Genomic DNA, 24,855 nt, shown 5'->3' on the forward strand with positions numbered 1-24,855 from the left:
ATGAAGCTTTTGCAGGCCCACTACGCGGGTACGGTACCGATAGACCTGTTAAAGCAGGAGCAGGATCGCATCGCGGATCAGATCGGAGACATTCAGCACCGAATCGAAGCGCACCACGATGAATATGCGTCAGCGAGAGCAAACCTCGATGACTCGCTCGGGCTGCTCGCCAACATCGTCAGCGTGTATGAGCGTGCTGATGACGCAAACCGACGACTGTGCAATCAGGCGTTCTTTCACCGGATCTTCATCGAGGAAGAAGGAGATGTACGGGTCGAGTACGAGCGGCCCTTCGGTTCACTCTGCGACACCGAGGAGCAGATGAACGCTCTGAACTGGGCCGCTGAAGCGAAGAAGAAGGGAGAGGTTCAAACCGGACAAAGAGTGGTTACTCTTGTCGAGGGTTTGAACCTCTCCCATTTGGGGTGGCTGACGGGGATTGAACCCGCGACATCCTGGACCACAACCAGGTGCTCTACCACTGAGCTACAGCCACCATGTGCGCGAACGCAACGATAAGAGACTATATCAAGCAAAGTCTTCCGCCACTAAATTGCCGGCGGTGAAGACCGTCACCTGACCAGCGGCGTCCCAGAATCGCATCCGGGCGCGGGGAAAACTTCGCCGGGGCGCGCCAGCGGCTAGCTGGAACGCCCCAGAGCTTTTACCAGAAGGCTCGCATCTGGATGGCGTCGGCGAAACGCTCGAGGTGGTCCGGATCTGCGGACAGGTAGAGCGAGCCGTCGATGAGCGAAATCTCCATGACGTAGAACTCTTCGGGCGAGTCCGGTGCACCGCGCACGAGATCCACACGGTTGAACAGCAGCAGCTCATCGCGGCCGAGCATGTTCTTGATATGGGCGTGCAGAGCTTGACGGATGCGCTCACCCCAGCGCCACGATTCCTCGGACGGATCCGTGGACCGGGCAACTTCTTCAATAACTCCCGAATCGCGCGGATTGCGGTAGCGCGGGTGGAGCATCGGCTCCTTTTCCACCTGGTAGGAGCTCAGGCCGTTGAGATAGATCAGCGAGGTCTCACCAGCGACGTCAATTTCTTCGAGGTAGCGCTGAACCATGACGGTGCGGCCGGCTTCGAGTTCGTACTGGGCGTGCTTGATCGCGTCTGAGCGCGACTGCGCGTCGGTTGCCGTGTATCGGCCCGTGCCACGACCGCCCGAGGAGACGGCCGGCTTGATGACGAAATCGCCATTGGACGGGAAGCGCGAGTGGATCTGCTGCTTCGAGAGCTTCTGCTCGGGCTCAAGCCACGTCGTCGGGATAACCGGCAAGCCGAGCTTCTCGAGTGCCTGCATGTAGTGCTTGTCCATGTTCCATTCCATGGTGTTCGCCGAGTTGGCGATGCGCGGAATGGACTTGGCCCACGTGATGAACGCCTTCGGGTCCTTCGCGTAATCGCGAACGGAACGCACGACGACGAGATCCGCCTCTGCCCAGTTCACATCAGGATCGTTCCAGACGGCGACGACCGGTTCGATTCCGCGCTCTCGGAGTGCGTCCGGAAGCGCCTGCTCATCCTGATCGAGATTGGGCAGTTGTTCAGAGGTTGCAAGAAAAACTTTTGGTTCAGCCACGACTGCCACTCTAGTTGATTTTCTGCCTGTTTGTTCACTGTTTGCGTTTCCTGGAATCCCGCGGCCACCGCGCAGCTCACGTGCCAGAGTTCACAAGCAATTTTGCGAAAAATATTTGCCCGCACCCGCGATTAGAACTAAAGTTGATCAACGTTGCGCATCGCTAGCTCAACTGGCTAGAGCACCTGACTCTTAATCAGGGGGTTCTGGGTTCGAGTCCCAGGCGATGTACGAATCAACGGCGGCTAACTTCGGTTGGCCGCCGTTTTGTATAGGATGACACCGTACCGATCGGAGGCGCCATGGGCCCGTTGCAAAGGTTGTTCTGGGAATCGACGTTCAACCCGGTGATGGTCGTTGCCTTCATCGCACTGCTGTTTTTCGCGTTCACGGCGAACTCCACTGAACGAGTGATCTTCCTCGTCCTTGCCGGGCTCCTCGCGCTCGCCGAGATCTCGCGCGCTCGCGCTCGTGGCCGTCAGAGCACCGACGACGCCGACGCAACAGACGACACCGCAGGTACCGACGAGACCCCCGGAGTCTGAGTGACATCTCTTAATCACGCACTCGATCGCCTCGAGGACGAGCACGGCCTCGCGCCCTCCCCCGAAGCGATCCACGACGCCTTCACCTCGTGGTTCACCTCCACAGGCAAGCAGATGTACCCGCATCAGGAAGAGGCGCTGATCAACATCGTGGCGGGCGATCACGTCATCGTCTCCACGCCTACCGGCTCGGGCAAGTCGCTCATCGCCGCTCAGGCGCTGTTCGCAGGCCTTGCCACCGGCCGCACCTCGTATTACACGGCGCCGCTCAAGGCGCTCGTATCGGAGAAGTTCTTCGACCTCATCCGCGAATTCGGCGCTCACAACGTCGGCATGATCACGGGTGATTCGTCGATTAACGCCGGCGCGCCCATCATCTGCGCAACAGCCGAAATCCTCGCAAATATCACCCTGCGCGAGGGCCCGGACGCCGACGTCGGCGTGGTCGTCATGGACGAATTCCACTTCTACGCCGATCCGCAGCGCGGCTGGGCGTGGCAGGTCCCCCTACTCGACCTCCCACAAGCCCAGCAGGTCCTGCTCTCTGCAACGCTTGGAGACACGAGCCTGTTCGTCGAGGACCTCCAGAAGCGTACGGGCCGGCCGGTATCCGTGGTCGACGACGCCGTCCGGCCAGTACCGCTGCACTTCACCTATTCGACGGAGCCGGTTGGCGAGCAGATCCAAGAGCTGGTGGCCACACACATGGCGCCCGTCTACGTCGTGCACTTTTCTCAGCGCGAGGCGGTGGCCCAGGCGCAGGGGCTCATGTCGATGGCCCTGATTTCCACCGAGCATCGCGAACGCATCCGCGCCGCGCTCGGCAATTTCAAATTCAGCCCGGGCTTTGGCCAGACCCTGTCGAAGATGCTCCGCAATGGCGTGGGCGTGCATCACGCGGGTCTGCTCCCCCGCTACCGGCGCCTCGTTGAGCGCCTGACCCAGGCGGGCCTGCTCGTCGTCATCTGCGGCACCGACACGCTTGGCGTGGGCATCAACGTTCCTATTCGCACCGTGCTCATCACGTCGCTGACCAAGTTCGACGGCTCGCGCATGCGCAACCTCGGCGCATGCGAGTTCCACCAGATCGCGGGACGCGCGGGCCGCGCGGGCTACGACACGATCGGCTACGTCGTCGTGCAAGCCCCCGAACACGACATCGAAAACGCGCGGCGCCTGCGCAAGGCGGGCGACGATCCGGTGCGCATCAAGCGCGTGCAGAAGGTGAAGGCGCCCGAGGGTGAGGTCTCGTGGTCGCAGCGCACGTTCGAGCGCCTCAAGGAAGCGGAGCCGGAGAAGCTGACGAGCCAGTTCCGGGTGGATCACGCGATGATCTTGAACCTGCTGCAGCGCCCTGATCCGGTGCCGGCGATCGTCAAGATGCTCACCGATAACCACGAGCCGAAAACCCCGCGCAACCGATTCATCCGCCGCGCCTTGGACGTCTACTCCTCCCTGCGCACCGCGGAGGTCATCGTGCACGAGGATCGCGTTTGGCGCGGCGAGCATCCGGGCGAGCCCGCGATTCGCTTTGCTAAGGACGTGCCGGACGACTTCGCGCTCAATTCGCCGCTGTCTCCCTTCGGGCTCGCCGCCCTCGAGCTCCTGGACGAGGACGACGCGACCTACGCGCTCGACGTCGTCTCCATCATCGAAGCCGTGCAGGAAGACCCCACGCCGGTGCTCATCGCCCAGCGCAAGAAGGCGCGCGGCGAGCTCATCGGCAAGCTGAAGAACGAGGGCGTGGAGTACAACGAGCGCATGGCGCTGGCCGACGAGGTGCTGTGGCCGCGCCCGCTCGCCGACCTCCTCGAGCCTGCGCTCGAAACCTACTCCCAGACGAACCCGTGGGTGGCCGGACACGAGCTCTCGCCCAAGTCGATCGTTCGGATGATGATCGAGGAGGCCATGACCTTCTCCGAGTTCATCTCCCGCTACGATCTGGCGCGCTCCGAGGGCGTGGTGCTGCGCTACCTCACGGATACCTACCGGGCGCTACGCCAAACCGTGCCCTACGAGTTCCGCACCGACGAGGTCGAGGCGATTATCGACTGGCTCGGGCGCCTTGTGCGCTCGATCGATTCCTCGCTGCTCGATGAGTGGGAGGCGCTCGCCGACGGCCGCGTCACCCTCGACGAGCTCGACCTGCTTGCCGACGACGACGCCACGAGCGGCGAAGAAGCCGCCTTCGGCGCGGACGAGGACGGCAACGTTGCCTTCACCCGCAACAAGCACGCGCTTCGCAAGGCCATTCGCAACGCCATGTTCCGCCGGATCGAAGCTCTGGACCGCGACGATTACGATCTCCTTGACCGGTTGGACGGCGCCGATGGTTGGGACGGCGACCGCTGGGCGGACGCGATGGATCCCTACTGGGACGTCTACGCCACCCTCGGGACGGGCATGGATTCGCGCTCCGATCGGTTCTTCTCGATCCTCGAGGACCCCTCATACGCTGATCTTTTGCAGGCGGGCGCCGACGAGGAGACCGCCTCATCGTGGCTGGAAGGCCACAAGCAGGGCAGGCTTTGGCTCGCGATTCAGATTCTCGACGACGAGGGCTCGGCCGAGCCGCCGAGCGGCGAGGCCGAGATGACGTGGGCGATATGGGCCGTCGTCGATCTGGACGCCTCCGACGAGGCAGACGAGCTCGTCATGCACATGATCAAGCTCGGGGAACGGTAGGACATGTCGATCACACACAACGTTGAGCTGGTGCGCGAGCGGATCGCCGCCGCCGCGACGGCGGCCGGGCGCGACCCGGAGGCCGTGACCCTCATGCTCGCCGCGAAGCATCAGCCGCTCGCCAATCTTGTGGAGGCGGCGCAGGCGGGCGCAACGACGTTCGGGCACAACGTGGTTCAGCAGCTACAGGAGTCGACGGCGGGCATGCGCGAGGCCGGCTTCACGACGACGAACACCGTGATCGGCCCGGTGCAGTCCAATAAACTTCGAGCTGCGATGGATAACGCCGATCGCATCGACACGGTTGACTCGCTCAAGACCGCCACGCGCATTGCGCGCCGGCAAGAGGCGCGGATCTCCGAGGGGCTCGCGCAGGGCCCGTATCCCATTCTCATTCAGGTCAATTCATCGGGCGCTACCACCCAGAGCGGGTGTCACCCCGATCATCTGCTTGACCTCGCCGAGGGCATCTTGGAGCTGGATCTCGTGCGCATTGATGGGCTCATGACCATCGGCGCGAACACGAGCGACGAGGGGCGAATTCACGAGAGTTTCGCGCTGACCCGGGCGCTGTCTGAGGCCATGCGGGAGCGCCTTGGGCTGGCTGCCGCGACCGAATTGTCCATGGGCATGACCGGCGATCTCGAGATTGCGATCGCCGAAGGATCCACCATCGTCCGCGTGGGAACCGCGGTATTTGGGCAGCGCCCTCGCCCGTAGACGCGCTGGCAGGTGTGCGCTAGAAGGTCGTTAAGCCCGCGGCCCGGAAGATCTCCCTGGCTTCCTCGGTCTGCTCCTTCGAGGGCGGCTCCACGCTCTCGAGCTGATACTCGAGCCCGAGCGTGTCCCACTTATCTCGCGCCATCTGGTGGAACGGCAGCACCTCAACGCGCGCGACGCTCTCCCAGTGCGAGACGATCTCGGCCACGGCCTCGATGTTCTCGCGATCATCCGTCAGGCCCGGCACCAGCACGAAACGGATCCAGATCTCCTTGCCGGCCGCGGAGAGCCGCTGGCCGAAGTTCAGCGTCGGCTGAAGCTTGCGCCCCGTCGTACGCTCATAGTGCCCGGGCAAGCCGGACTTGATATCCAACAGGACCAGATCGACGTCGTCGAGCATCTCGTCCGTGAGCGCCCGGCCGAGGAATCCGGACGTGTCGATCGCCGTATGAATGCCGGCTTCCTTGGCTCCGCGCAGGAGCTTGGCGAGGAAGGCCGGCTGCATGAGTGGCTCGCCGCCGGAGAAGGTCACGCCGCCGTTCGTCACGTTGAACACGGTCTTGTAGCGCTTGATGCGGTCGAGCAGGGCGTCGGCGGTCACGCGCGTGCCGTCACGCAGGTGCAGGGTATCGGGGTTGTGGCAGTACAGGCAGCGCAGCGGGCAGCCTGCAAGGAACACGGTCATGCGAGTTCCCGGGCCGTCCACGGCCGTGACGAGTTCCCACGAATGCACGGATCCCACGTCGCCTGCACGCACGGCCTTGAAATGATCCTCGCGGCTCATCTCGGGAGCGAGCTCGATGCCGTCGAGTCCGGCACCCGCTTCGCGGGGGACCTCAAACTCGAGAGGTTCGGGGCGATACTCGCCCGTCGATCCTTCGCCGGCGAAATACCGGCGGGCGTCTAGCGATCTTTGTGCCATAACCGTCCTTGTGAAAAACCTAGGCGAAAAGTGTACCGGGCGCGTGGAACCATATCCCCGCGCCCGGCACCGATTGCTGTGTTATTACATCGAGTCGTGGAAGGTGCGCGACAGGACGTCGAGCTGCTGCTCGCGCGTGAGTCGCACGAAGTTCACCGCGTAGCCCGACACGCGGACCGTGAGCTGCGGGTACTTCTCGGGGTTCTCCATTGCGTCCTCGAGGGTTTCGCGGTTCAGGACGTTGACGTTCGCGTGGTACAGACCCTGAACGCCACCGTTCTCTTCGCGCTGAGCCTTCATCGATGCGAGGCGCTCTTCGTACGTCTTAACGTTTGCCATTTCTTCTCCTTTATGGACCTTGTCCAAAGTTTACCGTGCTGGGGAAATTCTATCGTTGAAGCAATCAGCCCTTGGCGACCATGCCGGCATCCATGATGCCCACGAGGTTGCCAATCTGCTCGTTCTTGTCGCGACCAAGCGAGGTCGGGACGATCGTGTTCGTCAGCGAGATGCCGTCGAGCGCGTCGTTGTAGTCAAGCTTGCCCACCGAGAGCATCGACGCGAGCATGCCGTGCGTATCCGCACCGTTCTCCGGGTTCGCACCGGGTGCGAACGGCGTGCCTGCACGGTGTCCCGACGGGAAGTTACCGGTGTTCTTGCCGTAGACCACGTTCGAGGTGATGGTCAGGACCGACTGGGTCGGGATCGCGTTGCGGTACATCGGGATCGCCTTGATCTTCGACATGACCGTGTGAACGATCGTGGCCGCGATATCATCGGCACGGTCGTCGTCGTTACCGTAGCGCGGGAAGTCGCCCTCGGTGATGTAGTCGACGATGAGGCCGGTCTCGTCGCGAACCGGGGTCACGGTCGCGTACTTGATGGCGGACAGCGAATCGGCGACGATCGACAGGCCAGCGATACCGCAGCCCATCGTGCGAACGATATCCGTGTCGTGCAGAGCCATCTCGATGGCCTCGTAGGCGTACTTGTCGTGGCTCCAGTGGATGATGTTGAGCGCTTCGACGTAGGTTTCCACAACCCAGGTCAGCATCTCTTCGTACTTCATCCACACTTCGTCGAAGTCGAGCGGGCCATCGCCCTGAATCGGCTCGTAGCCTTCCACGATCTGCTTGCCGGTCATCTCATCGCGGCCACCGTTGATGGCGTAGAGGAGCGACTTGGCGGCGTTCACGCGAGCGCCAAAGAACTGCATCTGCTTGCCAACGGGCATCGGCGAGACGCAGCAGGCAATCGCGGCGTCGTCGCCCCAGTGCTTGACGATCTGGTGATCGGCCTCGTACTGGAGGGAGGACGTTTCGATCGAAACCTCTGCACAGAAGCGCTTGTAGCCCTCGGGCAGCTTCTCCGACCAGAAGATCGTGATGTTCGGCTCGGGGGCCGGGCCAAGGTTGACCAGCGTGTTGAGCAGACGGAAGGAGGTCTTCGTGACGAGCGTGCGCCCGTCCGTGCCAAAGCCGCCGTCCGACCAGGTTGCCCAGTACGGATCGCCCGAGAAGATGTCGTCATAGGACTCGGTGCGCAAGAAGCGAACGATACGCAGCTTGATGATGAGCGAGTCGATGATCTCCTGCGCCTGCTCCTCGGTGAGGATGCCGCGCTCGAAGTCACGCTCGAAGTAGATGTCGAAGAATCCGGAGAGGCGGCCGAACGACATGGCGGCGCCGTCCTGCGACTTAATCGCACCGAGGTAGCCGAAGTACGTCCACTGGACTGCTTCCTGAGCCGTCTCGGCAGGGCGCGAGATGTCGAAACCGTAGCCCTCGGCCATGGTCTTGAGCTTGTGCAGCGCGTGGATCTGCTCGGAGATCTCCTCGCGGTCGCGTGCCCAGTCCTGCGAGAACGGCTGCTCCGAGTGACGGTCCTTGTCCTTCTGCTTCTCGGCGATCAGGCGGTCAACGCCGTAGAGCGCCACGCGGCGGTAGTCGCCGATGATGCGGCCGCGGCCGTAGGCGTCCGGCAGGCCGGTGATGATGTGCGAGGAGCGAGCTGCGCGGATGCGCGGGGTGTATACGTCGAAGACGCCCTGGTTGTGGGTCTTGCGGTAACGGGTGAAGATCTCCTTCACATCCTCGTTAACCTCCTTGCCCGCTTCCTTGATGGAAGTCTCAACCATGCGCCAGCCGCCGTACGGCATCATGGCGCGCTTGAGCGGAACATCCGTCTGGAGGCCGACGATCACGTCGTCGTCTTCGGAGATGTAACCCGGACCGAACGCGTCAACATCCGCGGGGGTCTCGGTGTCAACGTCGAAAACGCGCTTCTCGCGCTCGACCGAGAGGTAATTCTTTTCGAGAGTGTCCCACAGTTGCAAAGTCTTCTTGGTAGGGCCAACCAGGAACTCCTGATCGCCCTCGTACGGGGTGTAGTTCCTCTGGATAAAATCGCGGACGTCAATCATCGAAGTCCACGTACCTGCTTCAAAACCGTCCCACTGCTTCGTGTCTGTCATTGAACCGGCGTCGATGGTCACTCGTTTTGCTCCTTAAGCTCCGTTGTGATTCCCTCCCATTCTATGAGACGGGCTTGCACGTTTGAGCCATCGGGACGCACCTCACACGCGAAAAATGGCGATTTTTGGTCGGTATCGCTGGAGGTGAAAGTAGAACGATTCAACTCTGGGACTGAGGGCCCTGCCCAGTGCGCTCGGCTAGGCACTCGCGGGTACGGGCGTCTCGCCCGAGCGGAGCAAGCCGTAGACGTAGCCGTCCGTGAGCGCCTCCCACGAAGCCTCGATGACGTCGTCGCCGATCCCGACCGTGGTCCACGTGCCGTCGGAGTCCTGCATCGTGATCATGACGCGCGTGACGGCGCGGGTGCCCTTGGCCGAATCGAGGATGCGCACCTTGAAGTCCGTGAGCGCCATCGACTCGAGGTCCTCGTACACCGGCGTGAGCGCGGCGCGCAGGGCCTCGTCGAGCGCATGGACCGGGCCCACGCCCTCCCCCATGCGCATGAGGCGCTGGCCGCCGGCGTGCAGCTTGACGCGCGCCTCGCTGACCGTGGCGCCGATGTCGCCCGGCATGGACGTAATGTCCGTCGACCACTGCTCCACATCAAAGAACGCGATCCGCTTGCCATCGAGCACCTCGCGCACGAGCAGCTCGAAGGAGGCGTCCGCGGCGTCGTAGGTGTAGCCCTGGGCTTCTGCTTCCTTGACGCGGCGCGTGATCTCGCCGAGTTCCTCCTTGCGGTTCGACAAATCGATATCGAACTCGCGGGCCTTGAGCTCCACCGAGGAGCGGCCGGCCATATCCGAGACGAGCATCCGCATGCCATTGCCCACGCGCTCGGGGTCGATGTGCTGATACAGGTTGGGATCCACGCGGATGGCCGAGGCGTGCAGTCCGGCCTTGTGCGCGAACGAGGAATTGCCCACGTACGGCTGGCGCATCTGCGGCGCCATGTTGGTCAGCTCCGCGATGGCGTGCGAGACGGACGTGAAGTCCGCGAGCTGCTCGGGCTCCACCGTCTCGTAGTCCGTCTTGAGCGCGAGATTCGCCACGGCCGTCAGCAGATTCGCATTGCCCGTCCGCTCCCCGTAGCCGTTGATGGTGCCCTGAATCTGCCGGCACCCGGCATCAACCGCGGCGATCGTGTTCGCAACCGCGCACCCGGCGTCGTCGTGCGTGTGAATACCAAGCGCCGGATCGACGACGCCGTGGCCCTCGAGTCGCGCCGTGAGGTCGCCGATGATTCGCGTGATGGAGGTGGGCAGCGTGCCGCCGTTCGTGTCGCACAGGACCACCCACGATGCGCCGGCGGTCAGCGCCTCTGCGGCCACCGACGCCGTGTAGGCGGGGTCCGCGATGAAGCCGTCAAAAAAGTGCTCCAGGTCCACCATGACCTCGCGGCCCTGCTCGCGCAGGAACGCCACGGTATCGCGAACCATGCGCAGGTTTTCCTCGCCCGTGGTGCGCAGGGCCTGCTCGACGTGGCGGATATCCGACTTGGCCACAAGGCAGATCACGGGCGCGCCCGAGTCGAGCAACGCGGCCACCTGGGCGTCCTCGGATGCAGGTACGCCGGCCTTCGTCGTCGCGCCAAACGCCGTCAGCGTGGCGCGCTCGAGCGGATTACTGTTTTTGAGCGCGTTGAAGAACTCGGTGTCGCGCGGGATCGCACCCGGCCAGCCGCCCTCAATGTAATCGGCTCCCATCGCCTCGATCTGCGGGAGCATCGCCAGCTTGTCGGCAACCGAGAGATTGATGCCCTCCTGCTGGGCGCCATCGCGAAGCGTTGTGTCGTAGACGAAAACCTTCATGAGGCATCGGCGATCTTGTACAACCACCCGAAGCGATCCTCGAGGTGGCCGAGCTGGATGGCCGTGAGCTCATCGTAGATCGCGTGGGTGACGTCTCCGAGGGGCACCTCGATGTCGAAGTCATCCGAGGCCAGGCGGCCAATCGGGGTGACCACCGCGGCCGTTCCGCACGCGAACATTTCCGCGACCTCACCGGAGGCCAGGCCGTCGATGACCGATTGGAGCGAGATCGTCTCTTCGGACACGGGCGTGCCGTGCGATTCGAGCAGCTGGATGATCGACGAGCGCGTGCCACCGGGCAGAATGTTGCCGTTGAGCACCGGGGTCTTGACCGAACCATCTGCCATGACCACGAAAATGTTCATGCCGCCCAGCTCGTCAATATTCGTGTTCGTCGCGGCGTCAAGGAAGAGCACCTCGTCGAAACCGGTCTGGGACGCGCGCACCTTCGGCAGCAGCGACGAGGCGTAGTTGCCGCCCGTCTTCACATCACCCATGCCGCCCGGGCCCGCGCGGTGGTACTGGCGGTCCACCCACAGATCAATCGGCTGGAGGCCATTCTTGAAATACGCGCCCGAGGGCGAGGCAATGACGAGGTACTCGTAGCGCGAGGCCGCGCGCACACCAAGGAACGACTCCGAGGCAAAGACGAAGGGGCGCAGGTAGAGCGAGGTTCCCGGCTCGGAGGGCACCCAGCGCGCATCCGCGCGCACGAGATCCACGATCGATGCCACGAAGTCCTCGCGCGCGATTTCAGGAATGGCGAGCCTGCGGTTCGACATGTTGATACGCGCCGCGTTGTAGGTGGGGCGGAACGTCCAGATCGACCCGTCATCGTGGCGGTAGGCCTTCATGCCCTCAAAGGTCTCCTGGCCGTAGTGCAGGACGGCGCCGGCCGGATCAAGCGTCAGCGGCCCGTACGGCTCCACGACTTTGTTGTGCCAGCCTCGCTCCGCCGTCCACGTGGCGTGAGCCATGTAGTCAGTGAAGTCCACGCCGAAACTGAGGTTGGAAAACACGCGCGCGTGCTCGTCCGCCGACTTCAGCGCATCATGCGGCTGAACGGCGAACGCCCCTGCGAGTTCGTCCGCGCCGGCAATCGGCTGGGCTGCAAGGTTCTCTAGATCTGTTGGCTGGCGCATGTCGTCCTCTCTTTTCTTTTTCTTCGGGCGCGCGAGCGGGTGGTGCGGCTGGCGCCGGGTGTCTACGCGAGTAGCCCGACCACGGCGTCGCCGATCTCCTGCGTCGTGCGAATGAGCGGGGATCCCTGCGAGGCCGCTTCGGCGCGGGCTGCCATGTCGGCGTCGACAGCGGCGCGTACCTTCTGCGCAAGCTCAGGATACTCGAGGAAGTCCAGCATCATCGCAATCGAGGAGATGGTTGCAATCGGATCGGCCTTCGACTGGCCGGCGATGTCCGGGGCCGAGCCGTGGACGGGCTCGAACATCGACGGGAAAGTCTTGTCCGGATTGATGTTGCCCGATGCGGCCAGGCCGATGCCGCCGGTGATGGCGCCCGCCTCGTCGGTGAGGATGTCGCCGAAGAGGTTGTCGGTCACGATCACGTCGAAGCGGCCCGGATCGGTGACGAGGAAGATCGTGGCCGCGTCGACGTGCAGGTAATCGGTAGCGACCTCGGGGTAGTCCGCGCCGACCTCTTCGACGGTGCGGCGCCACAGATGTCCAGCGTTGACGAGCACGTTGTGCTTGTGGACGAGCGTGAGCTTCTTGCGGCGCGCCTGCGCCTGCTCGAACGCGAATCGGACGACGCGCTCCGCGCCGTAGCGGGTGTTGACCGAGACTTCGGTTGCGATCTCGTGCGGGGTGCCCTCGCGGACCACGCCACCGTTACCCGCATACAGGCCCTCGGTGCCCTCGCGGACCACGACGAAGTCAATCTCGCCGGGGTCGCCGAGCGGGGTGGGGACGCCCTCGTAATACTTCGAGGGGCGCAGGTTCACGTACTGATCGAGCTCGAAGCGGAGCTTGAGGAGCAGGCCGCGTTCCAGCACGCCCGAGGGCATCGACGGATCGCCGACGGCTCCAAGCAAAATGACGTCTTTGGACTTGATGTCGTCCAGCTCGGCGTCGGTCAGGACCTCGCCCGTGCGGTGGTAGCGTTCGGCGCCAAGATCGTAAGTGGTTTTGTTGAAGGTGACCTCGCCATCTGTCACGGCGTCGAGTACCTTGAGGGCCTCTGCCACAACCTCGGGGCCGATACCATCACCAGGGATCACTGCAAGTTCAATAGCCATGGACAAAGTCTAGGCAACCGCCCACATTCTGAGCCGGTACTTTCACGTTCTGGACACGTGTGCGGGGTTGGCGGCGGCGGATATCGATGCCCGGCCAGCGCTGCGATGTGGCGCCGCGGGACGAGCACCACTGCGAGACGATTTGGCGTTTGTCGAGGTCGCGGTGCAATAGTGAATATATGAACTCACTTCGCATCTACCTCCCCGGTTTCGCGCTCGTCGCTGTGGCGACGGCAATTGCCTACGGCATTAACATGTTGGTTCCCACCCTGTCGGCGCTGCTCGTCGCCATTGTGCTGGGGATGGTGATGCGCAACGTCGGGCTCATACCACCAGCCGCGGATCCAGGAGTGAAGTTCGTATCGAAGAAGGTGCTGCGCGCGGGCGTTGTTCTTCTAGGCTTCCAACTCTCACTGCGCGTGATCGTGGACCTCGGGCTCGGGGCTCTCTTGACGATTCTCGCCACCGTGCTCGGAACGTTCATGGGCACGCTGGCAGTGGGACGCTTGATGAGAATGGACATGCCCGACCGCTATCTGGTTGCAACGGGCACCTCTATTTGTGGCGCGTCCGCGATCGCAGCGATGTCGGCGGTCGTGGATGACGGCAAGAACAGCCGGAGAGTCGAAGAATCCGCGGCTACGGCGCTCGCGGGCGTGACGATCTTCGGAACCGTCTCAATGCTTGCGCTGCCTGCCATCATTAACGCGGTCGGCATGGACGTCATGCCAGCGGGCGTGTGGATCGGCTCGGCCATCCACGAGGTAGGGCAGGTCGTGGCCGGTGGCGGGTTCGTCTCGCCCGAGGTTCAGCAGGTGGCAGTCGCCACCAAGCTTGGCCGCGTACTCACCCTCGCCCCGATGGTGGTGCTGGTCGGATTGGTTATGCGCCGCCGCTCGGCCAGCCACGCCTCGCAAGCTACGGGAAGCGACGTTGTGGCCAAGGCTCCCCCGCTCGTTCCACTCTTCGTTGCTGGCTTTGTGGCCATGGTGATCCTGCGAACCGTGCTCGATCTTCCGGACGCACACGTGTTGCCCTCGACGATCAAGCTCTTCGCGTCCCTGTTCCTCACGGCGGCGATGGTCGGCATGGGAGCAGCCGTCGATATCCGATCCGTACTGAGCCGCGGGCGGGCATCAGTTGTACTCTCGCTCGTATCCGGCATTCTCGCGGCGGCAATCTCCTACGCCTGCGCGATGTTGCTCGTCTAAAAACGCGGCGATACTGCCGCACCCGTAGATTTGCGGGGCGCTGGGAGCCCGATGTCTTCATATAGCGAAGATCGTGCTCCCAGCGCCCTCGTTTTCAACGCTGTGGCGGGTAAGCGTGCGTTTTACTCGTCGTAGAAGGCGCCGATGTAGCGCGGATTCATGAGGTTTTCGACAGAAAGTGCTTCGTCGAGCTGTTCTTCAGTAAGCAGACCGCGCTCGAGCACGATCTCGCGCACACCCTTGCCCGTGGCCGCCGCTTCCTTGCCGATCGAATCGCCCTCGTCGTGTCCGATGAGCTCGTTCAAGTAGGTCACGATGCCGATCGAGTTCATGACGTTGGCCTTGCAGACCTCCTCATTGATCGTGATGCCATCGACGCAACGCTCGCGGAGAGTCCGCAGCGCGTTGCGCAAGATGTACACGTCCTCGAACAGGCACTGGGTGATGATCGGCTCCATGACGTTGAGCTGGAGCTGGCCGGCCTCGGAGGCAAATGCAACCGTCGTGGCATTACCGAGGACCTTGTAGCACACCTGATTGACGACCTCCGGGATCACCGGATTCACCTTGGCAGGCATGATCGACGATCCAGCCTGCATCTCCGGCAGGTTAATCTCATGCAGCCCCGCGCGCGGGCCCGAGCTCAGCAGGCGAAGGTCGTTGCAAATCATCGACACCTTTGTTGCCAAGCGCTTGAACGAGCCGGAGACCGCCACGAACACACCGGTATCCGAGGTCGCCTCGATGAGATCCGGAGCCCCGGTGATCTCGAATCCCGTCACCTCGGCAAGTCGCTGGACTGCGGCTTCCTGGAATCCGGGAGGAGTATTCAGCCGCGTGCCGATTGCCGTTGCTCCGAGGTTGACCTCAAGAAGGAGCTTCATCTCCTGGCGCAGGTAGCGCACCTCCTCTTCCATGAGGGTGCGGAACGCGCCGAACTCCTGACCAACCGTCATGGGAACAGCATCCTGCATCTGGGTGCGGCCCATCTTGATCACGTTCTGATTCTTCTCGGCGATCGCGCCTAGTGAGGCCGCGAGCGCCTGAACTTCCTCGATGAGGGTTTCGACGAGCTTGTACAGGGCGATGCGGATGCCGGTGGGGTATGCGTCGTTCGTGGACTGCGACTTGTTCACGTCGTTATTCGGGTTGATGACCGAATACGTGCCCTTGTCTTCCCCGAGGACCTCGAGCGCAAGGTTCGCCACGACCTCATTCGTATTCATGTTGACCGATGTGCCGGCGCCACCTTGGAACATGTCGATCGGGAACTGATCCATGGCCTTGCCATCTTCCAGCATCAGATCGCACGCGGCGACGATGGCGTCGGTGGTTTTCTTCGGCAAAACGCGCGTGTCGCGGTTCGCGAGCGCCACCGCTTTCTTGGTCAGCACCATGCCCTGAACGAACTCTGGATAGTCGTTCATCGTGCGCCCGGAGATTTGGAAGTTCTCCGTGGCCCTCAGAGTGTGGATGCCGTAGTACGCATCGCCGGGAATCTCGCGAGCGCCCAAGAGGTCTTTTTCGATGCGGGACTCAACCATGTGGTCTCCTTAATTCTGAGCGGCGGCGCTGCGTGCCGCTGGCTCGTGCCGTGGGATGTCAAAAAGTGTGACCCGAGCCTGCCGGGCCTTCTGAAGATGCTAGGCCACTTGGAGCTGCAAGGTGACCGAACTGTGCCAGATCGCCTGCCATTGCCAGTCGTCTGAAGCTGCCTGGTAGCCGCACTGTGCCAGATCGCCTGCTATTGCCGTCGACCTGATTAGCGAGACCGTACGCTAAGTCAAAGAGGGCGGATCCGGGTGGAACCGCCCTCTTTGGTTGTCATGTGCCGCGGCCAGCGGCGGGGTGACCGCCCGGCCAGCAACCAGCCAGTCGGCCAGCAACCAGCCAGTCGGCCAGCGAGATGGCCGCTCGCCTAGCGTGTTGCCGAGCCGTCCACGTAGTCCTCGTCGACCGTCTCCCATGCGAACATCTTGCGAAGCTCCACGCCGACCTTCTCGATCGGGTGATCCTCACCCTTCTTGCGAAGGTCGGTGAACTCCGGCGCGCCGGCGTCCTGATCCTCGATGAATCGGGTGGCGAAGTTGCCTTCTTGGATGTCCTTGAGGACCGCTTCCATGTTCTCCTTGACCTGCGGCGTGATGACGCGCGGACCGGAGACGTAGTCGCCGTACTCGGCCGTATCCGAGATGGACCAGCGCTGCTTGGTCAGACCGCCTTCGTTGATGAGGTCAACGATGAGCTTGAGCTCGTGAAGCACCTCGAAGTAGGCGATCTCCGGCTGGTAGCCAGCCTCGGTCAGAACCTCAAAACCGTACTGGATGAGCTGCGAGACGCCGCCACACAGAACCGTCTGCTCGCCGAACAGATCCGTCTCGGTCTCCTCGGTGAAGGTGGTCTTGATGGCGCCCGCGCGGGTGCCTCCGATGGCCTTCGCGTACGACAGGGCGAGATCCCATGCCTGACCAGACGCGTCCTGCTCGACAGCCACGATGTCGGGCACGCCGCGCCCGTCTTCGTACTGGCGACGAACCGTGTGGCCTGGGCCCTTCGGGGCAACCATGCACACGTCGTGGCCCTCGCCCGGCTTGATGTAGCCGAAGCGAATGTTGAAGCCGTGGGCAAAGAACAGCGCTGCGTCATCCTTCAGGTTCGGCTCGATCTGCTCGGCGTAGACCGTGCGCTGGTGCTGATCCGGCGCCAAAATCATCACGACGTCGGCTTCCTTCACCGCATCCTCGATCGAGGCGACCTTCAGGCCCTCGTCCTTGGCCTTCGCAACCGACTTGGAACCTTCGCGAAGTCCAACGACGACGTCGACTCCCGAGTCGCGCAGGTTCAGCGCGTGTGCGTGGCCCTGCGATCCGTAGCCGATGACGGCGACCTTCTTGGACTGGATGATGCTCAGGTCTGCATCGGAATCGTAATAAATCTCTGCCACTGTAATTCTCCTTAGGTGGGCTACGTGGATTCTAAAATGAATGGGCTGTGGTTGGTTGAGCGTCCCACTAGGTAGGCGTCGCGGATTGCGCCGGCGCTCCTAGTTAGGCACCCTGAGTTAGGCACCCTGCGTTAGGCGCCCTTAGGCACCGCGCAGCTGCTTGCGCTCGGCGGCAACGGTTTCCGTCATGGACCGCGCACCGCGGCCGATGGCCACGGCTCCAGACTGGACGATTTCCTTCACGCCGTAGGGCTCGAGGGCAGCCAAGAGGGCCTTGACTTTCATCTCGCCGCCGGTCGCCTCGATCGTGACAGCATCGGGCACGACGTCGACGATGTGCGCGCGGAAGAGCTCCACGATCTGGATGACGGAGGTGCGGGTGGCCTCGTCGGCCTTGACCTTGACGAGGATCAGCTCGCGCTGAACGGCGTTCGATTCCTCGAGCTCGGTGATCTTGATGACGTTGACGAGCTTGTTGAGCTGCTTCGTCAGCTGATCGAAGGCCTCGTCGTCGGTGTCGACCACGAGCGTGATCCGCGACAGCTCGGGGTCATCGGTCGGGCCCACTGCGAGCGAGTGGATGTTGAATGCGCGGCGCGCAAAGAGACCAGAGACGCGGGCAAGCACGCCCGGCTTGTTCTCAACGAGAACCGAGAGGGTATGACGGTGGTTGATCATGCTTGTTCCTCATCTTCGTGGATTGGGCGCAGCTCGCGCGCGTACAGGATGTCGTCGTTTGAGACGCCGGCGGGAACCATCGGCCAGACCATCGAGTCCGGCGAGACGACGAATTCGACGACGACGGGCCGGTCGTTGACCGACATCGCTTCCTCGATCGCCGCATCGACGTCTTCTGGCTTCTCCACGCGAATGCCGTGGCAGTCGTAGGCTTCGGCCATCTTGACGAAGTCCGGGATTCGCACGGTGCCGTGGCCCGTGTTGAGGTCGGTGTGCGAGAACCGGCCGTCGTAGAACAGGTTCTGCCACTGGCGCACCATGCCCAGCGAGGAGTTGTTGATCAGGGCAACCTTGATTGGGATGGAGTTCAGCCGGCAGGTGGCGAGCTCCTGGTTGGTCATTTGGAAGGAGCCGTCGCCGTCGATACACCAAACCGTCTTATCCGGGTTGCCGACCTTGGCACCCATCGCGGCGGGGACGCCGAAGCCCATCGTGCCGGCGCCACAGGAGTTGACGAGCTGGCCGGGGAACTTCCACGGGATGAACTGCTGGGCCCACATCTGATGCTGGCCGACGCCCGTGGTGAAGATCGAATCAGGCGCGAGCGCGCCGAGGCGCGAGAGCACGTACTGCGGGCTCATCAGGCCGTCGTCGGGCTCTTCGTAGCCCACCGGGTAGGTCTCGCGCAGGTGGTTGAGGAATTCCCACCACTGTGTGAGGTCGGGCTTGCCGTACTGCTCGTAGGTGGGTTCCATCTCGTCCACGAGGGCCGTGATGGTTTCCTTGACGTCGCCGACGATAGCGACGTCGACCTGGCGGTTCTTGCCGATTTCGGCGGGATCGATGTCGGCGTGGATGACCTTGGCGCCGGGCGCGAACTCATCCAGCTTGCCGGTGACGCGGTCATCGAAGCGTGCGCCGAGGGTGATGAGCAGGTCTGCCTTTTGCAGCGCGGCAACGGCCGGAACCGTGCCGTGCATGCCGGGCATGCCGAGGTGGTGCGGGTCGGCGTCCGGGAACGCGCCGCGAGCCTGAAGCGTGGTGACCACGGGGATGCCGGTGGCCTTGACCAGCTCGGCCAGTTCCTCATGGCCGCGCGAGCGAACGACTCCGCCGCCCACGTAAAGGACGGGCTTGTGTGCGCCGGCGATGAGACGGGCCGCTTCGCGAACCATGCGCAGGGACGGCTTGACCTGGGGGCTGTAGCCGGGCAGATCCATCTTCGGGGGCCAGACGAATTCGCAGGGGTCGTTCTGCGCAGACTTCGTGACGTCCACGAGAACCGGGCCGGGACGGCCAGTCTTGGCAAGGTGGTAGGCCTCGGCCATGCGTGCAGGGATCTCGTCCGCATCGGTGATGAGGAAGGAGTGCTTCACGAATGGCATCGTGGCGCCGATGATGTCGGCTTCTTGGAAGGCGTCGGTGCCGATGAGGTTTGCGCCGACCTGGCCGGTGATGGCCACGAGCGGAACCGAATCAAGGTAGGCGTCGAGCAGCGTGGTGACGAGGTTGGATGCGCCCGGGCCCGAGGTGGCGATGCATACGCCGACCTCACCCGTGGATACAGCGAGTCCCTCGGCTGCGTGGCCTGCGCCCTGCTCGTGACGTACGAGAATGTGGCGAATCTTCGTGGACTGGAAAATCGCGTCATACAACGGGAGTGCGGCTCCTCCAGGTAGACCGAAGACACTCTTGACTCCCAGCTCTTCGAGCGAGCGGATGACTGCGCTTGCACCGGTGGCCTTTTCGCGGATAGTCGTTGGCGACTTCTCCTTGACCTTGGGCGGTGTTGGCGTCTTAGCCATTGTTCCTCCTTGAGTTCGGTGTGACGAGATCCGTTCGTAGCCATGCCCAGCGAGGATCCGTGCGGGATTCACGTGGTCCGGGCATTAAAAAACCCCTCGAGTGTTCCGAGGGGCGCACCGTCGCAGGTCTTACCTGCTGGTGCGCTGGTTAATTACTACGAGGATGTTCGTCATGGTCTTACCGTAACCCGCCTACCACGGACGCTCCAAATTATTTCCGGCTCGTCTCAATAGTTGGATAACGGTCTTGCCAAGCGGACGCTCTCGGCGGACCCCGAGCGGCCCGCCGGAGCCCGGCAGGCTAGCGCCGCGAGCTAGAGCGAGCCCAGAACCGTGGCCACGAGAATCTTGCCGATCATTGCCACTGGGTAGACGAGCGCGTAGCCGAGCGACACGCGCGGATCGGAGTTCGTGCGCGAGTTGGCGAACGCGAGGACGGCCGGCTGAGTCTGCGCGCCAGCAAGCATGCCCGAGAACTGGGTATTGCCGATCTTGAACAGCCCGCGCATCACAAAGAAGAGGCCAACCGCGAGCGCCGTCGTCATGATGACGCCGAGCACGAGGATCTCGATCCACGTACCCGAGGAGAAGGCCACGAGGATCTGTGCGCCCGCGTTGGTTCCCGCCTGAGCAAGGAAGAGCAAGAGGCCGACCTCCGCGAGCACTGTGTTCGTCGTGTTCGGAAGCGCCGTGACCTGCTTGCCGATGCGGCCGAGGCGGCCAAAGATGAGGCCCACAATGAGCGCGCCAGCGGCAGCGCCGATCGCCATGCCCGAACCACCCGGCAGCGGGATCTTGATCGTGCCGATGGCCATGCCAAGGGCGATGCCAAGGCCCAGCGTCACGGGGTTGATGTCAGTCAATCCCTTCGACGAATCGCCGAAGAACTTGGAGATCGCCTTCATGTTCGAGGTCGGGCCGATGACGCGAATGCGGTCTCCCATCTCGACCATGAAGTCGGGAATCGCAAGGAGGTCGGAATCGCCGCGGCGGATGCGCGAGGCGGTGGCGCCGAACTTTTCAGTGAGCACGTCGTCAAGCTCCGCGATTGTCATGCCCGCGAGCTTGGGCTCGGAGACGGTGATGCGGCGGAAGTCGAGGAAGCGGCGGTCGGCGCGCAGCGAGTGCGAGGAGCGGTGGCCGACCAGTTCTTCGAGCTGGGACAGTTCGGCGTTGGTGCCGACGACGGTCAGCAGGTCATCCTTTTCGAGGATGTCGTTGCGGGTCGGGATCCAGATGGGCCCGGTCTCGCCGCGGCGCATGCGCGAGATTTCCACCGGCTTCTTCAGCAGACCAACGAGTTCGCCGAGGCGAGGCTGATCATCGCGATCAACGCGCAGGGTCACGTGCGTGACGGGCTCGGGCTTATCCGTGTCCTCGTGGGCCTTGCGCAACGCGAGGAACGCGGCAGCGAGCATGCCGATCACGCCGAACAGGTAGGCGATCGAGTAGCCAACGGTTGCAGTGGCCGAGTCGCCGGAGGCCTCTCCCGCTGCCGACAGCGCGGGGGTATTGGTAACCGAGCCGGCGAAGGTACCCGAGATCAACGAGATGTCCATGTCGAAGACGAATCGGCCCACGACGTATCCAATCGCGGCCACGGCCCCGTAGAGCGCCACCAACGAGACCATCGGACCCACTGCCTTGCGCACGTTTTCAAAGAAGGACGGACCCGAGTTGTTTCCGATCGTGAAGGCAAACAGCGCGAGGCCCAGCGTACCCACCTCGTGTGGCACGAGCACGTCCACACCCATCGACGCACCCCATGCCGAGATGGCGATTGCCACGAACAGCACGGCGGCCGCGCCTAGCGAAATGCCCCTGACCCTAATGTGTCCGAACAGCATGCCAAGACCCACAAGGAAAAATACAAGGAGCACTGGTTGCGAGGCGAGAAATTCAAAAACAGCGATCATCATCGTCCTTCAACGAAATTTGAAACCGGTATCTATTATCGGACGACGACGGCGTGTTCAGCGCGGTCAAAGGGCCCGAAACAGGCCATGGTGATCAACCTTACGGGCGACTACCGCGCGTCGTCGTCGCGCTTGCGATCGGAGAGCGGAACGAAAAAGGCGATGGCCGCCGCGACGATCGCCATGCCAATGATGATCATCCAGTTTTCCGCGAAGGCTTCGCCGAGGCTGGCGCCGCGCATCGTGGGGCCGATGAGGAGGATGCCGACGAACACGAGGGCCGCGCCGATGAAGATTCGCACGCGCTTGTTGAAATTGCCGTCCATGGCTCCAGAATAACCATTTAATACACACGCTTCACGAGTAGGCAAAATGTACGATTAGGGAGCACGATGTGAGTTAACTCTCACTAGCCTCGACAGAGGTCCTGGCGCGTGTAGGCGCCCTCCGACTACCTAGGGAAGGGACATCACTATGTACGTGCTTGCTCTCGAAGCATCAACCACCTCCGCGAAGGCGATGCTCTACCGCCGCGAAACTGGCGAAACCATCGTGGAAACTCGCAACTACCCGGAGATGAATAGCGTCGAGCAGGATCCGAACATCGTCTACGACGCGCTGTGCGAAGCCTCGCGTGACCTCATGGCGCAGCATTCCGACAAGGAAGTTGGGATCGTTGCGCTCGGCGGCACGTGGCATTCGGTCATGTTGCTCGACGACGATTTCTGGCCGACCACCCCGTGCTACGCGTGGAACTTCACCGGGGCGTCGTCGATTGCTCAGGGGCATCGCACGGATCCGGAGTACATTGACGCGTACTACCGGCGAACGGGCGGCATCCCCAACGCGTCATTTCCCTTCTTCAAGCTTCAGTACCTCGCGTCGAAGGGTCACAAGCTGTGGCGGTCGCGGATCATGGGGCAGGGAACGTTCATCTTCTATCGCCTCACCGGCGAGTTCGTGAGCTCGGAGTCGATGGCCTCGGGCACGGGCCTGCTCGACATCACCACGCGAGAGTACGACGCCGATCACCTCGACGTTCTGAGCATCTCGGAGGACAACCTCCCCCGCGTGGTTCCCTGGGACGAAACCGCGCCACTGCCGGCGACGGGCGCGAAGCGACTCGGAGTGCCCGAGGGCACGCCCGTCCTACCAGCAGAGCCCGACGGCGGCCTGAACCAGGTGGGCTCTGGCGGCATGGAGCCGGGCGTCATGTCGATGTCGGTGGGAACGTCGGGCGCCCTGCGCGTGTCGACAACCGAACCCACGCTCGATCCGCGCCACAACGTGTGGTGCTACCTCGGCGCCAAGAACTGGCTCTCGGGCGCCGCCACCTCGGGCGCAACCAACGTGCTCGATTGGTACAAGAAGCAGCACCTGCCCGCAGGGCTGAGCTACCAGGAGATGGAAGAGGGCATCACCCCTGACATCGACAGTCCGGTCTTCCTCCCGTTCGTCTTTGGCGAGCGGTCGCCGGGCTGGGATGACACCCGCCGCGGCGGCTTCGTGGGGCTCGAGCCGCATCACGAATGGAAGCATATGGTGGCCGCGATTCGCGAGGGTGCCCTGTTCAACCTCAAGCAATCGTTCCAGGCGCTCATGCGGATCAACGACGAACCCGAGCAGATCATCCTCTCCGGCGGCATCCTCAACTCCCAGCAGTGGACTCAGATGGCGGCGGACATCCTCGGGCGCACAATTCATCCCACGGAAGAAGCACAAAACTCCCTCATCGGCGCGGCTCTGCTCGGCGCCCAAGCACTCGGCCAGGGCGACGCGGCCGATTACACGCCGCCGTTGCTCGACCCTGTCACACCGAATTCGCAGTCCGTGCAAAAGTACCTCGCTAAATTCGGCAAGTACCTCGACGCCTACAACAAAACCGGCGCCTAGTTTTTCACCATCACACAACACTCAAAGGAGGCACTCATGCCCTCGCTCATGGAATCGATTCCCCTGTTTCAAGTCACAGAAGGCTGGGAACAGACGATGGGCGCAGGCCCACTTCTTGGAATCGCTCTCGCCGCGATCGCCTTTATCCTCGTGGCGATCATCATGTTCAGGCTCCACGCGTTCCTGACCCTCATCCTCGTCTCGATCCTGACCGCTCTGGCAACGGGCGTACCAATCACCGAAATCGTGAACACTCTGGTTGGCGGCTTCGGCAGCACACTCGGATCGGTTGCACTGCTGGTCGGCTTGGGCGCGATGCTCGGCAAGCTCGTCGAAGCATCGGGCGGCGCCAAGGTTCTCGCCGACGCGATGATCAACCGCTTCGGCGAGCATCGCGCGCCGCTTGCGCTCGGCATCGCCTCGCTCATCATGGGCTTCCCGATCTTCTTTGACGCCGGCCTCGTGGTCATGCTCCCGATCGTCTTTGCCGTTGCACGCCGGCTCGGTGGCAACGTCATCTACTACGGCATCCCCACTGCGGCCGCGTTCTCCGTGATGCACGTGTTCGTGCCGCCGCATCCCGGCCCCGTCGGCGCATCCTCACTCTTGGGCGCGAACATGGGCTTGGTGATGGCACTCGGTATCGTCGTCGCACTTCCGACCTTCTATGTCACCGGTCTTTTGTGGGGTAAGTACATCGCGAAGCGCGTGAACGTGAAGATGCCCGACCTCTTCGGTTCCATTCCGGACGACCAGCTCGCGAAGAACCCACCGTCGGTTGGCACGGTTATTAGCCTCATGCTCTTGCCCGTCGTCCTCATCTTCTTCAACACCGGCCTGACCATGGCAGCGGAGGCTGGCAAGGTTGACGGCGAGAACTCCTTCGTTCAGTTCCTCATCATGCTCGGAAACACGCCGATCGCCCTGCTGATCTCGGTGCTCGTTGCCATGATCGTGCTCGGCAAGAAGGTTGCTGAGGATAAGGACACGCTCGAGAAGGTTGTCGATTCTGCACTCGGCCCGATCTCCTCGGTCGTCCTTATCACCGGCGCCGGTGGCATGTTCGGTGGCGTTCTGCGCGCGTCGGGCATCGGCGATGCACTCTCGGGAGTCATGAACGACATGGGTATCCCGATCATCCTCGCCGCATACCTCATCGCCGTCGCGCTGCGTCTGGCACAGGGTTCGGCAACCGTTGCCCTGTTGACGGCAGCCGCTCTTGTCGCGCCGTCCGTTGAGCAGGCTGTGGCTGCGGGCGACATGGGCGCGCTCGGCGTGGCATGCATTGTGCTGGCCGCGTCGGCCGGTTCGGTCTTCGCATCGCACGTCAACGATTCTGGCTTCTGGCTCGTTGGCCGACTCATGGGCATGGACGTGAAGGCCACGCTGAAGGTCTGGAGATC

19 protein-coding genes and 2 tRNA genes are annotated in these 24,855 nt (G+C 62.9%); 7 read left to right on the forward strand and 14 right to left on the reverse strand.

What is annotated here, in order from left to right:
- Positions 1–421 precede the first annotated feature (421 nt).
- Positions 422–496, reverse strand: a tRNA-His gene (locus ACHFFR_RS06515).
- A 168-nt stretch (positions 497–664) separates the two neighbouring features.
- Positions 665–1,594, reverse strand: a complete 930-nt coding sequence (locus ACHFFR_RS06520) for a RimK family alpha-L-glutamate ligase (RefSeq protein ID WP_394263456.1) — start codon at positions 1,592–1,594, stop codon at positions 665–667.
- A 157-nt stretch (positions 1,595–1,751) separates the two neighbouring features.
- Between ACHFFR_RS06520 and ACHFFR_RS06525 the strand changes: the two genes are divergently transcribed.
- The 4 genes from ACHFFR_RS06525 to ACHFFR_RS06540 all read left to right on the forward strand — a co-directional run bounded on the left by ACHFFR_RS06525 (position 1,752) and on the right by ACHFFR_RS06540 (position 5,544).
- Positions 1,752–1,825, forward strand: a tRNA-Lys gene (locus tag ACHFFR_RS06525).
- 71 nt (positions 1,826–1,896) lie between these two features.
- Positions 1,897–2,139 (forward strand): hypothetical protein, encoded by a 243-nt coding sequence (locus tag ACHFFR_RS06530; protein ID WP_394263457.1) that lies wholly within the window; start codon positions 1,897–1,899, stop codon positions 2,137–2,139.
- Complete coding sequence (locus ACHFFR_RS06535; RefSeq protein ID WP_394263458.1) at positions 2,140–4,824, forward strand: DEAD/DEAH box helicase; 2,685 nt, start codon at positions 2,140–2,142, stop codon at positions 4,822–4,824. It abuts the gene before it with no gap.
- Between the two features lie 3 nt (positions 4,825–4,827).
- Positions 4,828–5,544, forward strand: coding sequence for a YggS family pyridoxal phosphate-dependent enzyme (locus ACHFFR_RS06540; protein WP_394263459.1), 717 nt, complete (start codon positions 4,828–4,830; stop codon positions 5,542–5,544).
- A 19-nt stretch (positions 5,545–5,563) separates the two neighbouring features.
- Here ACHFFR_RS06540 and pflA read toward each other — a convergent pair whose 3' ends face one another.
- The 6 genes from pflA to ACHFFR_RS06570 all read right to left on the reverse strand — a co-directional run bounded on the left by pflA (position 5,564) and on the right by ACHFFR_RS06570 (position 13,005).
- A complete protein-coding gene (gene pflA / locus ACHFFR_RS06545) occupies positions 5,564–6,466 on the reverse strand; it encodes a pyruvate formate-lyase-activating protein (RefSeq protein WP_394263460.1) in 903 nt (300 codons plus the stop codon).
- Between the two features lie 84 nt (positions 6,467–6,550).
- The gene (grcA2, locus tag ACHFFR_RS06550; RefSeq protein WP_394263461.1) at positions 6,551–6,805 is read right to left on the reverse strand and encodes an autonomous glycyl radical cofactor GrcA2; all 255 of its coding nucleotides are present in this window, start codon (positions 6,803–6,805) and stop codon (positions 6,551–6,553) included.
- Between the two features lie 64 nt (positions 6,806–6,869).
- On the reverse strand, positions 6,870–8,939 hold the full coding sequence (pflB, locus tag ACHFFR_RS06555; protein WP_394263462.1) for a formate C-acetyltransferase: 2,070 nt from the start codon (positions 8,937–8,939) through the stop codon (positions 6,870–6,872).
- Between the two features lie 198 nt (positions 8,940–9,137).
- The gene (cimA, locus tag ACHFFR_RS06560; RefSeq protein WP_394263463.1) at positions 9,138–10,751 is read right to left on the reverse strand and encodes a citramalate synthase; all 1,614 of its coding nucleotides are present in this window, start codon (positions 10,749–10,751) and stop codon (positions 9,138–9,140) included.
- Complete coding sequence (locus ACHFFR_RS06565; RefSeq protein ID WP_394263464.1) at positions 10,748–11,893, reverse strand: branched-chain amino acid aminotransferase; 1,146 nt, start codon at positions 11,891–11,893, stop codon at positions 10,748–10,750. Before ACHFFR_RS06565 ends, cimA begins: the two co-directional genes overlap by 4 nt.
- A 62-nt stretch (positions 11,894–11,955) precedes the next feature.
- Positions 11,956–13,005, reverse strand: a complete 1,050-nt coding sequence (locus ACHFFR_RS06570; RefSeq protein ID WP_394263465.1) for a 3-isopropylmalate dehydrogenase — start codon at positions 13,003–13,005, stop codon at positions 11,956–11,958.
- Positions 13,006–13,184: 179 nt separating this feature from the next.
- On the opposite strand from ACHFFR_RS06570, the gene ACHFFR_RS06575 reads away from it, so the two are divergent.
- The gene (locus tag ACHFFR_RS06575) at positions 13,185–14,216 is read left to right on the forward strand and encodes a YeiH family protein (protein WP_394263466.1); all 1,032 of its coding nucleotides are present in this window, start codon (positions 13,185–13,187) and stop codon (positions 14,214–14,216) included.
- Positions 14,217–14,338: 122 nt separating this feature from the next.
- On the opposite strand, the gene aspA is transcribed toward ACHFFR_RS06575, so the two are convergent.
- From aspA to ACHFFR_RS06605, 6 genes are all read right to left on the reverse strand, one after another.
- Positions 14,339–15,760, reverse strand: coding sequence for an aspartate ammonia-lyase (gene aspA, locus ACHFFR_RS06580; RefSeq protein ID WP_394263467.1), 1,422 nt, complete (start codon positions 15,758–15,760; stop codon positions 14,339–14,341).
- A gap of 374 nt (positions 15,761–16,134) precedes the next feature.
- Positions 16,135–17,160: a ketol-acid reductoisomerase gene (ilvC, locus tag ACHFFR_RS06585; protein ID WP_394263468.1), complete on the reverse strand. Its 1,026-nt coding sequence runs from the start codon at positions 17,158–17,160 to the stop codon at positions 16,135–16,137.
- A gap of 141 nt (positions 17,161–17,301) precedes the next feature.
- Complete coding sequence (gene ilvN / locus ACHFFR_RS06590) at positions 17,302–17,835, reverse strand: acetolactate synthase small subunit (protein ID WP_394263473.1); 534 nt, start codon at positions 17,833–17,835, stop codon at positions 17,302–17,304.
- Positions 17,835–19,643 (reverse strand): acetolactate synthase large subunit, encoded by a 1,809-nt coding sequence (locus tag ACHFFR_RS06595; protein WP_394263469.1) that lies wholly within the window; start codon positions 19,641–19,643, stop codon positions 17,835–17,837. Before ACHFFR_RS06595 ends, ilvN begins: the two co-directional genes overlap by 1 nt.
- Before the next feature lie 314 nt (positions 19,644–19,957).
- Positions 19,958–21,559 (reverse strand): aspartate:alanine exchanger family transporter, encoded by a 1,602-nt coding sequence (locus ACHFFR_RS06600; protein WP_394263474.1) that lies wholly within the window; start codon positions 21,557–21,559, stop codon positions 19,958–19,960.
- 110 nt (positions 21,560–21,669) lie between these two features.
- On the reverse strand, positions 21,670–21,885 hold the full coding sequence (locus tag ACHFFR_RS06605) for a hypothetical protein (RefSeq protein WP_394263470.1): 216 nt from the start codon (positions 21,883–21,885) through the stop codon (positions 21,670–21,672).
- 148 nt (positions 21,886–22,033) lie between these two features.
- Between ACHFFR_RS06605 and ACHFFR_RS06610 the strand changes: the two genes are divergently transcribed.
- On the forward strand, positions 22,034–23,452 hold the full coding sequence (locus ACHFFR_RS06610; protein WP_394263471.1) for a gluconokinase: 1,419 nt from the start codon (positions 22,034–22,036) through the stop codon (positions 23,450–23,452).
- Between the two features lie 36 nt (positions 23,453–23,488).
- Positions 23,489–24,855 (forward strand): GntP family permease (locus ACHFFR_RS06615; RefSeq protein WP_394263472.1); only part of this gene is annotated, 1,367 nt, incomplete at its 3' end.

The sequence above is a fragment of the Trueperella sp. genome, assembly GCF_043424875.1.
GTDB lineage: Bacteria > Actinomycetota > Actinomycetes > Actinomycetales > Actinomycetaceae > Trueperella.

Excerpts from the sequence above, each read along its gene's own strand:
- ACHFFR_RS06530 (WP_394263457.1), top strand. The coding sequence starts at position 1,897 with ATGGGCCCGTTGCAAAGGTTGTTCTGGGAATCGACGTTCAACCCGGTG.
- ACHFFR_RS06540 (WP_394263459.1), top strand. The coding sequence starts at position 4,828 with ATGTCGATCACACACAACGTTGAGCTGGTGCGCGAGCGGATCGCCGCC.
- pflA (WP_394263460.1), bottom strand. The coding sequence starts at position 6,466 with ATGGCACAAAGATCGCTAGACGCCCGCCGGTATTTCGCCGGCGAAGGA.
- grcA2 (WP_394263461.1), bottom strand. The coding sequence starts at position 6,805 with ATGGCAAACGTTAAGACGTACGAAGAGCGCCTCGCATCGATGAAGGCT.
- pflB (WP_394263462.1), bottom strand. The coding sequence starts at position 8,939 with ATGACAGACACGAAGCAGTGGGACGGTTTTGAAGCAGGTACGTGGACT.
- cimA (WP_394263463.1), bottom strand. The coding sequence starts at position 10,751 with ATGAAGGTTTTCGTCTACGACACAACGCTTCGCGATGGCGCCCAGCAG.
- ACHFFR_RS06565 (WP_394263464.1), bottom strand. The coding sequence starts at position 11,893 with ATGCGCCAGCCAACAGATCTAGAGAACCTTGCAGCCCAGCCGATTGCC.
- ACHFFR_RS06570 (WP_394263465.1), bottom strand. The coding sequence starts at position 13,005 with ATGGCTATTGAACTTGCAGTGATCCCTGGTGATGGTATCGGCCCCGAG.
- ACHFFR_RS06575 (WP_394263466.1), top strand. The coding sequence starts at position 13,185 with ATGAACTCACTTCGCATCTACCTCCCCGGTTTCGCGCTCGTCGCTGTG.
- aspA (WP_394263467.1), bottom strand. The coding sequence starts at position 15,760 with ATGGTTGAGTCCCGCATCGAAAAAGACCTCTTGGGCGCTCGCGAGATT.
- ACHFFR_RS06595 (WP_394263469.1), bottom strand. The coding sequence starts at position 19,643 with ATGGCTAAGACGCCAACACCGCCCAAGGTCAAGGAGAAGTCGCCAACG.
- ACHFFR_RS06600 (WP_394263474.1), bottom strand. The coding sequence starts at position 21,559 with ATGATCGCTGTTTTTGAATTTCTCGCCTCGCAACCAGTGCTCCTTGTA.
- ACHFFR_RS06605 (WP_394263470.1), bottom strand. The coding sequence starts at position 21,885 with ATGGACGGCAATTTCAACAAGCGCGTGCGAATCTTCATCGGCGCGGCC.
- ACHFFR_RS06610 (WP_394263471.1), top strand. The coding sequence starts at position 22,034 with ATGTACGTGCTTGCTCTCGAAGCATCAACCACCTCCGCGAAGGCGATG.